The 14,265-nt window shown below is 50.7% G+C and carries 11 protein-coding genes, 2 tRNA genes and 1 rRNA gene; 10 read left to right on the top strand and 4 right to left on the bottom strand.

What is annotated here, in order from left to right:
- The first annotated feature begins 2 nt into the window (after positions 1–2).
- The 3 genes from rrf (at position 3) to ACO0K3_RS17980 (ending at position 503) form a co-directional block, all read left to right on the top strand.
- Positions 3–115, top strand: a 5S ribosomal RNA gene (rrf, locus tag ACO0K3_RS17990).
- Positions 116–318: 203 nt separating this feature from the next.
- A tRNA-Val gene (locus tag ACO0K3_RS17985) sits at positions 319–394 on the top strand.
- 32 nt (positions 395–426) lie between these two features.
- Positions 427–503: transfer RNA gene (locus ACO0K3_RS17980), tRNA-Asp, on the top strand.
- 211 nt (positions 504–714) lie between these two features.
- On the opposite strand, the gene ACO0K3_RS17975 is transcribed toward ACO0K3_RS17980, so the two are convergent.
- Positions 715–1,623: a recombination-associated protein RdgC gene (locus tag ACO0K3_RS17975; protein ID WP_422986987.1), complete on the bottom strand. Its 909-nt coding sequence runs from the start codon at positions 1,621–1,623 to the stop codon at positions 715–717.
- 196 nt (positions 1,624–1,819) lie between these two features.
- Between ACO0K3_RS17975 and ACO0K3_RS17970 the strand changes: the two genes are divergently transcribed.
- From ACO0K3_RS17970 to ACO0K3_RS17940, 7 genes are all read left to right on the top strand, one after another.
- On the top strand, positions 1,820–2,350 hold the full coding sequence (locus ACO0K3_RS17970) for a DUF6622 family protein (protein WP_422986985.1): 531 nt from the start codon (positions 1,820–1,822) through the stop codon (positions 2,348–2,350).
- 155 nt (positions 2,351–2,505) lie between these two features.
- Positions 2,506–4,218 (top strand): arginine--tRNA ligase, encoded by a 1,713-nt coding sequence (argS, locus tag ACO0K3_RS17965; protein WP_422986983.1) that lies wholly within the window; start codon positions 2,506–2,508, stop codon positions 4,216–4,218.
- 23 nt (positions 4,219–4,241) lie between these two features.
- A complete protein-coding gene (locus ACO0K3_RS17960; protein ID WP_422986981.1) occupies positions 4,242–4,919 on the top strand; it encodes an SPOR domain-containing protein in 678 nt (225 codons plus the stop codon).
- Between the two features lie 29 nt (positions 4,920–4,948).
- Positions 4,949–5,698 (top strand): thiol:disulfide interchange protein DsbA/DsbL, encoded by a 750-nt coding sequence (locus ACO0K3_RS17955; protein WP_422986979.1) that lies wholly within the window; start codon positions 4,949–4,951, stop codon positions 5,696–5,698.
- 66 nt (positions 5,699–5,764) lie between these two features.
- A complete protein-coding gene (locus ACO0K3_RS17950; RefSeq protein WP_422986977.1) occupies positions 5,765–6,544 on the top strand; it encodes an SDR family oxidoreductase in 780 nt (259 codons plus the stop codon).
- A 5-nt stretch (positions 6,545–6,549) separates the two neighbouring features.
- Positions 6,550–7,365, top strand: a complete 816-nt coding sequence (locus ACO0K3_RS17945; RefSeq protein WP_422986975.1) for a helical backbone metal receptor — start codon at positions 6,550–6,552, stop codon at positions 7,363–7,365.
- A 504-nt stretch (positions 7,366–7,869) separates the two neighbouring features.
- Positions 7,870–10,263, top strand: a complete 2,394-nt coding sequence (locus ACO0K3_RS17940; protein ID WP_422986973.1) for a TonB-dependent receptor plug domain-containing protein — start codon at positions 7,870–7,872, stop codon at positions 10,261–10,263.
- A gap of 101 nt (positions 10,264–10,364) precedes the next feature.
- On the opposite strand, the gene ACO0K3_RS17935 is transcribed toward ACO0K3_RS17940, so the two are convergent.
- The 3 genes from ACO0K3_RS17935 to ACO0K3_RS17925 form a co-directional block, all read right to left on the bottom strand.
- On the bottom strand, positions 10,365–10,766 hold the full coding sequence (locus ACO0K3_RS17935; protein ID WP_422986971.1) for a DUF3224 domain-containing protein: 402 nt from the start codon (positions 10,764–10,766) through the stop codon (positions 10,365–10,367).
- 87 nt (positions 10,767–10,853) lie between these two features.
- A complete protein-coding gene (locus tag ACO0K3_RS17930) occupies positions 10,854–12,902 on the bottom strand; it encodes a PAS-domain containing protein (RefSeq protein WP_422986969.1) in 2,049 nt (682 codons plus the stop codon).
- Positions 12,903–13,156: 254 nt separating this feature from the next.
- The gene (locus tag ACO0K3_RS17925; protein ID WP_422986967.1) at positions 13,157–14,056 is read right to left on the bottom strand and encodes a DMT family transporter; all 900 of its coding nucleotides are present in this window, start codon (positions 14,054–14,056) and stop codon (positions 13,157–13,159) included.
- Between the last annotated feature and the right edge of the window lie 209 nt (positions 14,057–14,265).

The following is a 14,265-nucleotide window of genomic DNA, read 5'->3' as shown; positions in this document are numbered from 1 at the left end:
TGCCTGATGACCATAGCAAGTCGGTACCACCCCTTCCCATCCCGAACAGGACCGTGAAACGACTCCGCGCCAATGATAGTGCTGCAACCAGTGTGAAAGTAGGTCATCGTCAGGCTTTTATTCCGCAGACCCCCAGTGACTTTACCGTTCCTGGGGGTTTTGTTTTTAAGTGAGAATGGTCGATTTTATAGGTGGTTTCGCAGATTTTAGTGAAATAGCCAGGAAAAAGACTAGACAAGAAGCCATATTGTGCAGTATAATTTTGCTTCTGTTGATGTGGTGACACACATTAATGTTTGTCTGACTAAGCAAGAATATGGGTGCTTAGCTCAGTTGGTAGAGCGGCGCCCTTACAAGGCGTAGGTCGGGAGTTCGAGCCTCTCAGCACCCACCACAGATAAACAGCAGCAATGGTTAAGTAGTTTCGGAGTGGTAGTTCAGTTGGTTAGAATACCGGCCTGTCACGCCGGGGGTCGCGGGTTCGAGCCCCGTCCGCTCCGCCAGTTATAAAGAAAAAAGACAAGCGATGCTTGTCTTTTTTTTCGTCCGCATTTTCCTATGTTTCAAATTCTGTAATTCAAATCCCGTCACTGCTTATGTGGTGCAACTCATTGGATTCTGTGCCTCTTGTTTAGAGGTCTTAAGGTGTTGCGCGAAAAGCAAAACCCTCGGCCAATTAATTGAGCGGGGGTCGGGATAAAACGCCTTAGTACATCAGGCAGCCTGCGCGCTGTCCATTTCGCCATCCAGCGCAAATACCACGTCATCCAGCAAGAGGGCCAGTTCTGCAGTCATCAACACAAAGTCGGCATCAAAGCGCTCTTCTTCATTGCTGCCCTTGTCCTTGCTTTCATCCAGTACATCTAGCGGCTTGATGCGCTTGATGGTCAGGGTATCGGTCAGGACAAAGCTGATCTTGTCATCCCAGGTTAATGCCAGTTTGGTGCACTGTTTGCCAGCAGCAATGTGTTTTTGTATATCGTCTGGCTCTAGCGTGTAGCGCACATAGCGTACGGTGGCCTTGTCTTCGGTGGAAGATTTCAGTTCGGTGTCCTGGTCTATGGTGAAACCTTTGGGGGCTTCATTACCAGCCAGCCAGCCTGTCATGGCTGCTTGTGGCGAGGCTTTGGTGCGCAAGCCTTCCAAAGGCAGTTTGTCGCAGCATTTCAGCATGAGCTTGATGACTTCATCCGCCTTGGACGGGCTGGATGCGTCTATCACCAACCAACGGTTCGCAGGGTCTATCCATACATTGGTATTGCGTTTGACGCCAAAAGCGCGTGGCAACAACTCTTCAGTGATGCGTTCTTTCAAGTCTTTCATGGCCTTGCGGCCAGGTGTAAAACCTTGTTCCTCTTCAATTTCCAGCGCACGTGCCTTGGTTACCTGATTGATGACGCTGGAAGGCAGCAATTTTTTTTCAGTTGCCAGCGAGATCAGGAATTGCTGATTGACGCAATGCACCAGCTGATCGTTATTGCGGGGGGATGCCCAACCCTGGCTTTGCATCTCATTCGAAGGGCATTGCGAAAACGAAATACGTGACAATTGTGCATGCAACTCCTCGGCGGTGATCTTCCAGGGAGCAGTAAGACGAAAAACTTGCAGATTCTTGAACCACATAGCGTATCCAGACGAAGAAAACCTAGCATTCTACACGCCCGAGAGCACACACTCACGACCAAAAACACCCCTTTTGCGGCAAGAACCAACGCTTCGTCGCTTTATGGCATACAGGCTGGAACAGCTTTGCAATACTTCTTTCATCGCAGCAAAACAAACACCCGAAACTACACCGACCGCACACAAGGAGATCATCATGTTGAACCAAATCATCAGCAACACACCAATCTATGTATGGGCAATTCTGGGCTTTCTGGCATACCGTGGCCTCAAGTCTAGTGTTGACCGCGAATTGACAGTCAGGGCAGTGGCAATCATTCCTCTGGTCATGCTGGCCTTGTCGGTACAAGGAATATTGTCCGGTTTCGGTGCTGATCCACTAGTACTGGCAGCGTGGCTGGCAACGATGACGGCAGGTGCTGTAGTGTCCTGGAACATGGTCAGCGACAAGAACGTGCGCATCCTGGCAGACAAGGGCACTGTGTTTTATCGTGGCAGCTGGGGCCCGCTGGTCATGATGATGTCCATCTTTGTCATGAAGTATGTTGTGAATGTCGCCTTGCACGTGAACCCAGCCCTGCATAGCAATATATTGTTCGCTGTCATCAGCACGGTGCTGTTTGGCCTGTTTAACGGCTTATTCCTCGGCAAAATGCTGCGTGTCCTGATCATGTACAAACAAGCAATGTCTTCAAGCACAGTATTTGCCAGCTCTGCGGCGGTATAAAAAGCAATCGGGGGAGCTAAAGAAGGAGAATGAGTTCTAGTAACAAGAAGATGCAAGATTCACATGCGGCATCTCAGACAGGGGCAGGGTGAGACAGTATAATGTTCCCTGTCTTTATTTTATTTATTGTCAAAACACAATAAAACTTCTGTGCCATGCTAGCTGAACAAAAACAAGAATTACTGAAACTATTCCAGAATGCGGTTGACCCATTGTTGGTCGGTTCCGAGCTCGAGCCTATGATAGCGATCGAGCGTCCGCGCGATCCTTCCCATGGCGACGCAGCCTGTAATATTGCGATGCAGATCGCCAAGCCGTTGCGCAAGAACCCGCGCGAACTGGCACAGGCTATCGTAGCGGCAGTAGAAGCACAAAACCATCCTCTGGTTGCCAGCGTGGAAATCGCCGGCCCCGGCTTTATCAATGTCCGTATTACGACGGCGGCCAAACAGGCTGTCGTCAAGACCATCTTGCAGCAGGCGGCCGATTTTGGCAAAAGCCAGCGCGGTGCCGGTGAAAAAGTGATGGTGGAATTTGTATCCGCCAATCCTACCGGTCCATTGCATGTAGGTCATGGCCGTCAGGGTGCTCTGGGCGATGCTTTGTCTGCCTTGCTGGATGCCCAGGGTTATGCAGTCAGCCGCGAGTTTTACTATAACGATGCAGGTGTGCAGATAGCTAATCTGGCCTTGTCGGTGCAAGCTCGCGCCAAGGGCTTTGCGCCCGGTGACGATGGCTGGCCAGAATCTGCCTATAACGGCGACTACATCACCGAAATCGCAAAAGACTTTTTAGCAAAACAGACAGTGTCTGCCGGTGATTGTGCGCCGGTGACGGCCAGTGGCAATGTTGATGATATTGAATCCATACGCCAGTTCAGTGTGACATACCTGCGTCGTGAGCAAGATGCTGACTTGCTGGCCTTTGGTGTCAAGTTTGATAATTATTATCTTGAGACTTCGCTCTACAAAGACAACAAGGTAGAAACCACAGTTAACGCATTGAAAGCAGCAGGCAAGACGTATGAGCAGGATGGTGCCCTGTGGTTGCGCACGACTGACTACGGTGACGACAAAGACCGCGTCATGAAAAAGTCGGACGGTACTTACACTTACTTTGTACCGGATGTGGCCTATCACGTCACCAAATGGGAGCGCGGTTTCCGCAAGGCCATCAATATCATGGGCAGTGACCATCATGGCACCACCGCCCGTGTACGTGGTGGCTTGCAAGCATTGAATGTGGGCATACCGCAAGGCTACCCTGACTACATTTTGCACAAGATGGTTACCGTCATGAGGGACGGTGCAGAGGTGAAAATTTCCAAGCGTGCAGGTTCCTATGTCACCGTGCGCGACTTGATCGAATGGTCGGGTGGTGGTGATGAGCAGCGTGGCCGTGATGCCGTACGTTTCTTCCTGATTTCGCGCAAGGCTGATACCGAATTCACATTTGATGTGGATGATGCACTGGCACGTTCTGATGACAATCCAGTGTATTACGTACAATTTGCTCATGCCAGAATATGTCAGGTCTTGGCTCAGTTTTCAACTGATGAAGCCGCTTTTGTACCGCTGGCCAACGTTGATCTGTCACCATTAACCGCACCGCGTGAAGCCAGTCTGCTGGCCAAGCTGGCAGAATATCCCGAAGCTCTGCAAAAAGCACTGGACGAGCTCGGGCCGCATCAAGTAGCGTTCTATCTGCGTGATCTGGCAGGTGAGCTGCACAGCTACTACAATGCCGAGCGTGTTTTAGTTGATGACGAAGCGACTAAGATGGCGAGGCTGGCCTTGATGCTGGCAACGCGTCAGGTATTACGTAATGGCCTCGCCCTGATCGGTGTATCAGCACCGAATAAAATGTAAACAAACAGGTGTATCGGAGACGCATGAAATCACACATTTATACTTTGTCGCAGAAGCAGCGTGGCGGCACCCTGCTTGGTTTGATCGTTGGCCTGGTCATCGGACTGGCGATTGCTGTAGCGGTTGCTTTACTGATTACCAAATCCTCAACACCCTTTACCAATAAAGGGAACAAGGCCGCCGATACACCGGTCACTCAGATACAGGATCCGAACAAGCCGCTCTATGGCAACAAGGATGCAGTCAAAGAGGCGGCTAAAGATTTTGCCAAAGATGATGCAGTCAAGGCTACAGAAATTACTGCCAATAAAGCCAGCGATAACAAGCCTGAGGGGAAGTCTGAAACCAAGCCCGATACCAAGGCACCTGTCGTTGATAAGACTGCGGCTACCACTACCACGCAGGAAAAAACCGATGCCAAACCAGCAGATGCTGCGGCTAAGCCTGCTGATGCAGTCGATGATAAATACGTTTATTATCTGCAAGCTGGCGCATTTCGCGAGCAGGCAGATGCAGAAAGTGCCCGTGCAAAACTCGCATTGATCGGATTTGAGGCGCGTATTAGCGAAAAGCCTTCGGATACGGGAAACCTGTATCGCGTGCGTATCGGTCCTTTCAATCAGATTGAAACAATGAACCGAATGCGCGCCAAGTTGTCTGAGAATAGTGTGGATGTGGCCGTTGTCCGGACTGCCAAATAACATAAACAAGTGACTAATCTAAAGGAAATATGATGCGTTTTATCCGTCAAATGACACAGAAATTATTGTTGGTAGCTGGTTTAGGTTTGTGCGCCTTGTCAGCAAGTGCTGCGCCTACCAGTCCAGAAAATGGCAAGGAATACGCAACGCTGGAAAGACCGCAGCCAGTCGATAGCGGAAAGAAAATTGAAGTCATTGAATTTTTCGCTTATTACTGCCCGCATTGCAATGCGTTGGAGCCGTTATTGGCTGACTGGGTAAAAAAACAAGGTGACAATATTGTCTTCAAGCGCGTGCACGTATCGGACAGTCGGGTCCTGCCGCAGCAAAAATTATTTTATACCTTAGAAGCACTGGGTAAGGTCGATGAATTACATGCCAAGGTGTTTCATACATTCCACGTCGAGCGTAACAACCGTCTGATGTCCGACGCTGATGTGCTGGAATTTGCCGTCAAATCAGGTATCGACAAACAAAAATTCCTCGACGTCTATAACTCGTTTTCTGTGCAGAGCAAACTGAGCCGTGCGACACAATTGATGTCCGCTTATCAGGTCGATTCTTGGCCTAAGCTTGCTATTGATGGGCGCTATGTGACTTCACCAGTGATGGCTGCCAGCGGTATGGGACGCGTCACAGAAGATGCTCAGAACCTTGCACAAATCCAGGTGCTTGACTCGCTGGTCAGCAAAATTCAACGCGAAAAAAATGCACCGGCAGCCACAACGCCAGCAACACCGGCAGCCTCAGCAGCAAAAGCTGCATCAAAGAAGAAGTAATACTAATCATTCCGGGCTTGCCCTGAATCTAAGGAAGTCCGTCAGTCAATGGCGGACTTTTTTTATATGACAACCGTTTTTATTACCGGTGCATCATCCGGCATAGGCGCTGAACTGGCCCGTCGTTATGCAGAGCAAGGCGCTGTCCTGGGTCTGGTCGCCCGTCGCCAGGACGTATTAGAGCAATTACGGCAGAGTTTGCCCGGTGCGGATCAGCACTACATCTATGCTGTCGACGTTACCGATCACAACGCGCTGGCCAGCGCTGCGAATGACTTTATTCGCAAGGTAGGTCGTGTGAATGTCGTGATTGCAAACGCTGGTGTATCCGTCGGCACGCTGACGGAACATGCGGAGGACATCCCTGTATTTGCCCGCGTCATTGAGACTAATCTGATCGCCACCGTAGCGACATTTTCACCATTTATTCAAGTAATGCAGGCTTATGCAAAAGAGTATCCGTGCCGACTAGTCGGCATTGGCAGTGTTGCCGGTATCCGTGGCCTGCCAGGTGCCGAAGCCTACAGTGCATCGAAGGCTGCCGTGATCAGTTATTGCGAATCCCTACGCGTTGAACTGAGAGGAAGCGGTATCCAGGTAGTTACGATCGCTCCCGGCTATATTGATACGCCGATGACACGGGACAATCCCTATCCCATGCCTTTTTTGATGCCAGTCAAAGCCTTCTCAGTGGCAGCGCTTGCTGCGATAGGCCGGGGCGATTCTTACCGTGTGATCCCGTGGCAAATGGGCGTCGTTGCCAAGATACTCCGGCTTTTGCCAAACTTCTTGTATGACGCCGTATTTGCGAAAGCGCGCCGTAAGCCTCGTGCCAGCGAAACCTGAACACAATGGAAACGTCCTTAATTTTTACCGATGCGATAGGTCAGCAGCATCGTCCGTACAGGCCAGCGGATGATGCTGTCCGCATTATCAGTCTCGTGCCATCAATTACCGAGTTACTCTGTGATCTTGGACTGGCGAAGTATTTGGTGGGGCGTACAGGATTTTGTATTCATCCGGCAGCGGCAATTAAAAACATTCCCAAAGTCGGCGGTACCAAAGATGTCAATGTAGAGAAAATCAGACGCCTCGCACCGACGCATCTGATCGTCAATATCGATGAGAATGAAAAGCCCACCGTCGATCAGCTTGCCGGATTTGTTCCTCATATCGTTGTTACGCATCCGACTACGCCACGCGACAATCTGGATCTGTATCGCATGTTAGGTGGCATATTTGGTGTGGCTGCTGCGGCAGAATTGCTGTGCTCTGAATTTGAACTTGCCTATCACGACCTACCCGAACACAAGCATCCGCAGCGAGTGCTGTACTGTATCTGGCAAGACCCATGGATGACGGTGTCGCAAGACACCTATATCGCCAATATGCTAGCGCTGATCGGCTGGCAGCAATGGCGCACCGGCAAACCTGAGCAAATACCCTCTCAGCGTTATCCATCGTTCGCGTGGAACGATGAGCTGGTGCATGGCATTGACCGCGTCCTGCTATCCAGCGAACCCTATCGTTTTACAGACACCCATGTCGAAGCACTAGAAAAGCAGCTGGGCAAACCGGTTCAGTTAGTCGATGGTGAAATGCTGTCGTGGTATGGCAGCAGGGCTATCCAGGGGTTACGTTATCTCAGTGCATTAGAGCAGACTTAAGAAACGGCGCTCTAGCGGCATGTCTAAGTTGACCCTTGTTGAACCATGCTGAACCGGGCTTCAGATATAGCTCGACGCGATATCACAGAACGGCAAAATTTTTATTTTGTTTAGATCATTTCCCCTATTTTTATCTTTCTTCAGTGGAAGATTACTCATAAAAGACACAATCAGTCGCATCCTTGTTGACACATATTGAAGGCCGCGCAGATACTGCAAACCATCCTCTTTGCTTGCAATGAGGGGCGCTGGTGACTTGCAATAAAGCAGTATCCGGCAATATCTTGTGACACCTGTTCTCAGCTTGATTCTGATGATGACTTTGAATTAGTCTTCCCTCCAAGTCACCAGCATCGCGGACACAGGTATGCACTACATGGATGCATATTGCAGGCTTATATTTTGCTTTCAACTAAATAAATGACGTCGTCTTTTCAATCTGAAAAATTGGCTAAAAGAGGACAGACGTATCCGTTTTGTGTACATTTTTTGGGGAATCCTGTTATGACCATTTTGCGAAGAGCTGTTCTGCTTGCTCTCTACGGCGCGACTGCTGCCACTGTTAGCCCTGTCGTATTTGCCCAGACTGCGCCGGCAGCCGATAAAGCTGACGCTGGTATTCAGACCATGACGATTGTCGGATCGCGTCGTGCAAATAATTCTGCGACAGATACGCCATTGCCGATCGATTTCATCTCCTTGACCAAGGTTGCCGAGCAAGGTGGTCAGTTTGATCTCGCGCAGACCTTGCAGTATCTGTCCCCTTCTTTTAACTCGACGCGCCAAACCGGTGCTGACGGTGCCGATCTGATTGATTCTGCTGCATTGCGCGGTCTCGGTTCAGACCAGACTCTGGTTCTGGTAAATGGCAAGCGTCGCCATACCGTCTCGCTGGTCAATCTGTTTGGTGCACGCAATCGTGGCAATACCGGTACCGATCTGAACTCTATCCCGATGATGGCGATCAACAACGTACAGATTTTGCGTGACGGTGCAGCGGCGCAGTACGGCTCTGACGCGATTGCCGGTGTCATGGACATCACTCTGAAAAAGAACCTTGGTTGTGAAGCGGTATTTGGTTACAGCCAATATTCCGCCGGTGACGGTAAGAGTTTTTTACCATCGGCTTATTGCGGTATCCAGATCGGTGAAAAAGGCGTGATCGGTATCACGGCTGAGTACACGGATCGTGGTCGCTCGAATCGTGCTGATCCTGGCAACCCACGTACCATCGGCGACACCAAGGTACAAGGCCCTACGGTGTATGTAAATGGTGAGTTGCCGAACGGCGGTAGCGATAAATTTTATTTCACTCTTGGTACGCAACAGCGGAAGGCCTCATCTGCGGCATTCGCGCGCGGTGGCATCGGTTCCGACGACATCCCGTCGCGCAACTCTGCTGCCATGTATCCGAATGGCTTTGTTCCCTATATCAACGGCGATATCAACGATATTTATGGCACGGCTGGCTATAAATGGCAGCTTGGTGAATGGCGCGCAGACTTGTCCCAGACTTATGGTTACAACGAGCTGAAATACAACATCACTAATACGCTGAACGCCTCGATTGCGAACAAGGATTTGCTGGCAGGTGGTAAAGGAATCAGTCCTAGCAGTTTCAACGCAGGGGGTTTTTCTTTTTCACAAGCGACCACCAACCTTGATTTCAGTCGCTTTTTTGATGGTTTCATGAACGGTGTGAACGTCGCCTTTGGTGGTGAATATCGTCGTGAAAACTACAAAATCAATGCAGGCGAACCTGGCTCATATATTGATGCCGACGGTGTAGGTTTTGGTGGTAATGCCGGTAGTCAGGGTTTCCCAGGTTTTCAGCCTGGCGATAAGACTGACAAGAGCCGTAACAGCGTTGCAGCCTATCTTGATATTGAAACCGATGTCAGCGATCGTTTCAAAGTACAGACTGCGGTTCGCGGCGAACGCTATAGCGACTTTGGTTCTACCCTCACGGGTAAACTGGCCGGCAGCTACAAGCTGAACAATGTCGCTCTGTTGCGTGGCTCGCTTAGCACAGGTTTCCGTGCACCGTCGCTGCAACAAGTGTATTTTTCCTCGACGTTTACTGACTTCATCAGCGGTGTGCCACAAGACGTCGTACTCGCACCAAACGGCAGTGCAGCAGCGAATGCCGCAGGTATTCCGAAGCTGAAAGAAGAAAAATCTAAGAACTACACCTTGGGTGTCACGCTGACACCGGCAAAAGCTTTGTCCATCACAGCTGATTTGTATCGTATCGATATCAAGGACCGCATCGTATTGTCAGGCCGTTTTGACTCCGATAACTATCCGGCACTCGGCGCGACTCTGGCAACTCTGGGAGTTGGTCAGGCACAATTCTTCGTCAACTCCATCGATACCAAAACCCAAGGTGTTGATTTGACGCTGACTCACAAGATGGATTTTGCCGGTGCCAAACTTGGAACCTATTTCGGGCTGAACTATAGCAAGACCGAAGTGACCAAAGTCCACCCACCAGCTTCACTGGCAGGTTTCGAGGATGTCGTTTTGTCTGAACGCGAAAGACTGTTTATCGAAAACGGTGGCCCACGTCTGAAGGCAACCTTAGGCTTTGATTACACTCGCGGCCCTTGGGAAAGCGATATTAAGATCATCCATTTCGGTGCGCAGACACTAGGTACTTTCTCCGGTACGGCTGCTGGTGTGCCGAACGCGTATTACGCACCTAAGACCTCGGCTGACGTGAGCCTGACTTATGCGTTTAACGATACAACCAAGCTGACCATCGGTGCGAATAACGTCTTCAACGTCAAACCAACACGACAAAATCCGGATGAAACCGATAACGGTTTCTACTACGATAGCGTGCAGTTTGGTCTGAACGGTGCTTCATATTTCGCAAGACTGTGGAAAAAATTCTAAACCAGACGGCATAGCGTGAAAAAGATAATGGCAGCAATTTCGGTTGCTGCCATTTTTTATTGATTCAACAGGCGCTCAATACAGTCACTGTTCAGCCACTGTTAATCAGGATCGATACGGTAATTGAACTCATAGTGATGTTTGCCGTCTGCAATCGTGATCGCCAGTGTGCCGCTGAGTCCGCGCAGCTCATCCGTACCTGAATCAGGGACGACAGTGCACGACAAGGTCGCTACGTCACGCGTCATGATCCCATTGTGTTGCAAGGCAAAGCTACCGTGGCGACCATGCAGGCTGCCCGTCACAAACTCGATGGCAACATAGCCTGCCGAGCCTTTTACTGCCGTACCGGCGCTTAGCATTTCGCCTTGGCTGCTACCTTGCAGGTCACCATGGAATTGCTTATCAATTGCGCGCCTGCCCATCATTGAATGAGCATCACCATGATGCAAACTGAGCGTGGGGAGTGTGACTTCAAATGTGCCGCGTGCTTGATGATTCATGAAGGTCTTGCCTTTCAGGGGGATTACCGGGGGATGTGTTGATTCCTCAGACTATCACTGAAAATGGCGTGCTAAGGATTATTTTCATTACTCTTGTTCCGACGGCGAACGCAGTGGCAAGTGCAGGATAAAGCACGCACCGTCACCTGGATTGCTCTCAACATGGATATTGCCGCCAAGCAGAGAGGTCACGATGTTATAAACGATATTCAACCCTAATCCACTGCCGCCTTTGCCAAGCTTGGTGGTAAAAAATGGATCAAAGATGCGTGGAATATCATCTTGCCGTATGCCGACACCGTTATCCCGGAAGCGGATCTCGACGGTCTCATTATTGAGTAATCGTGCTGAGAGCCGGACTTCTCCTTTGGTCTTCGACTCAAAGCCATGCAAAATCGCATTGTCGATCAGATTACTGATGACTTGCTCCAGCGGACCGGGATAGCTATCCATCTCGATATTCGCAGCGATATCCAGATCGACTTTAATTCCTGACTGACGAATTTTCATCATCACGGTGGCAATAATATCGCTGCCGACCTTGGCCAGATTAAAGCGCCTGCGCTTGGAGCTTGCCTGATCAACGGCGACCTGTTTAAAACTGCTGATCAGATCACCCGCGGCATTGAGTCCGCGCTCCAGCAATGCCGAGGCATGGCTGGCTTCGGCTACATACTGTTGCAAGTCCGAGCGCCGCAATTGCCCTTGTTCGATTAATTTATTAAATTCGCCGGTACGTTCTTTGAGAGTGCTTGAAATCAGCAGGCTATTGCCGATCGGGGTATTCAATTCATGCGCTACGCCGGCCACGAGCGAGCCGAGTGCAGCCAGTTTTTCGCTGCGGATCAGATCGTCTAAGGCGCTACGCAGTTCGCTGGTACGTTCCGCGACGTTTTTTTCCAGCATTGCGTTGGCATTGGAGAGTGCGAGTTGCGCATTCTTGAGATCCGTAATATCCGTGTAAGTCGTGATGAAACCACCCAGCTCACCCTCGTCATGATACGGCGTGCCCTGCACCAGATGGGTATGACCATTCGGGCGTCTGCGCTCAAACCGGTGTGCTTCAAAACGCTTTGCCAGAGCAAGCCGTTGCTGCACCTGCTGCTCCCTATCACCGTCACCATATTCACCGCGCTCCGCCATGATTCTCAGCAAGTCGGCGAAATGTCTGCCCTCGTTAATGACTGCCGGATCGTAATTCAGGACGTCGATAAAACTCTGATTCCAGAGTTGCAGTTTTAAGTCCTTATCAAACACGCTGATACCTTGCGGCATACTGCTCAGTACGGTTTGCAGTAATAACGACTGTCGTTTGTATTCCCGCTCGATATTGCGTTTATTCGTCACATCAACAAAGGTCATTACAAAGCCGCCGGTGCTGACGGGTGTACTGCTTATTTCAATCAGTTTGCCATCGGATCGCTTACGCTCGTAAGCATAGGCCTGACCTTGCTTTAGCGTTTGTAGCAGCCGGGTGAATTTTTCTTCGGCGGTTTTGCCAAACTCGCCGTATTCGCCGCGTTCGATATTAAACGAAATGATGGCGTGAACGTGAGGCGGTCCCTGTTCAAACAAATACTCAGGTAAACCCAGTATCTGTAAGACCGCCTGATTCCAGGTCGCGATACGCCATGACTCATCGATGAGCGCGACTCCGCCAGGAAAGTTATCGAGCACTACCTGGAGTGTAGAGTTTTTTTGTTGCGTCGCCTGTTCTGCTAATTTCCGACTGCTCAGATCGCGCACCACCAGAATCGTGCGCGTCGTTCCGTTATCTGTCAGGCAGCTTAACCCCAGTTCTGCCGGAAAAAGACTGCCATCCAATCGGCGCGCCATCCATTCAAAGCGTTGAGGTATGCCTTCGTTAGCCAGCCTTACATACTCACGCGCCGTCGGCAAGGATAAGCGGCCGTCCGGTTGTATTTCAGGAGAAAAGTCGATGGGAGAAATGCGGGAAAATTGCTCGCGTGTCGCACCGTACAAGCGCTCGGCACTCGGGTTACAGTCAACAAACCGCGTCCCTTCCAGCACCAGCATGGCATCCAGTGATTGTTCGACCATCGCTTGATAGATCGCCTCCCGAGAGATGCCGTGGGAGCCAAACATGGTAGTAGGCATGCCGTCCGAAGGGCTCATACCAAATCCGCACTGGCTGGCAGGACAGGCAGGACAGACGCAGCGAGCTTGGCAAGCGCAGCTTGCCTGAATAAAAACGCCGCACGTCCTCCATCTGCCATGCTGTCCCCTATTTTTGTTTCAGGCTCCCAGAATAGTACAGATCGCTAATGAAAAATAGAGGGCATGGTGTTTTCCGCTGAGCGTCGTTGTTCGCTGGAATACAGATGGCTGGCCGGCGAGGTGGTTGTGAGTCTTTCGCGCTTCTGTATGAGTTATTTATTCGTCAGCGAGACGCCGGCAATCACTAGCAAGCCACCGACCACCATTGATACCAAAACAGGCTCACCCAGTAGCAGCGAACTCAGGCTGATGCCAAACACTGGCACCAGATTATTAAAAACAGCCGTGCGGGCAGGTCCTATTGACTTAACTCCTTCGTAATACCATACAAAGCCAATCACCGTACCGAACGCCCCCAGATACACGATCGCTGCCAGCACAGGCCAGGTAAAGTGACTCCAGTCGACATCGCGAATTTCAAACAAGGAGCCGCAGGTTAGCAGCAATAATCCCCACAGCGATGCATACGTGGTGGCTGCGATCGGGCTTAAACCCTTCAGCGCATGGCGGCCGATGATGGTATAGGCTGCCCAAGCACAAACGGCACACAGCATAAACAATTCGCCGACACCGACCGATTGCGACAGGTCATGCACGGCGCCTGCTAGATCGCCACGCGTAATCACAATCGCCGCGCCGACAAAGGCAATCGCGATCCCCAGCCATTTACGTGCGCCGAGGCGTTCGCCAAACAGCAGCGCGAGCGCCAGTGCCGTGACGATGGGGTTAAGTGCCACAAACAAAGCAGTGCGTCCCGCAGGCATGCGAGCCAGCGCAGAAAAAAAGCAAATGTTATATAGAAAAATCCCCGTCGCACCCAGTGCAAAGGTCGCATGCAGTTGCGGCCGGGTCAGCTTGGGCAAGCCACCTTCAACCCGCCATGCGAGTAACAGCAATAAACCACTGGCGACCAGAAACCGTCCCGTCGCGGCGATCAGGTGTGGGATCTGCTGAGCGACCATTTTGCCCGCAATAAAAGTACCGCCCCAGAACAAGGCGACGCAGATCAGTTTGAGATAAGTACGGAGTGGTGCGTGTGGGTTAGTGGGCATGAGAGTGTTAAGAAAAAAGTCTGATGATAATCAAAGCATGGTCAAAGGATAGGTAGAAACATCAGATATTTGAGCTAAATAGGGGAGTATCTGCTATTTAAACGAGATTCCGCAGGTACTGCAAGCGGAACGGGCGAGTTGATATTGATACTCCACCTTAGTATATGCGTGATGCTGATGCCGGATTGCCCTTAGTCTTACGATGTTTT

The sequence above is a fragment of the Undibacterium sp. Rencai35W genome (assembly GCF_049340185.1).
GTDB lineage: Bacteria > Pseudomonadota > Gammaproteobacteria > Burkholderiales > Burkholderiaceae_D > Undibacterium.
This window is presented reverse-complemented; position numbering and strand designations above follow the sequence as displayed.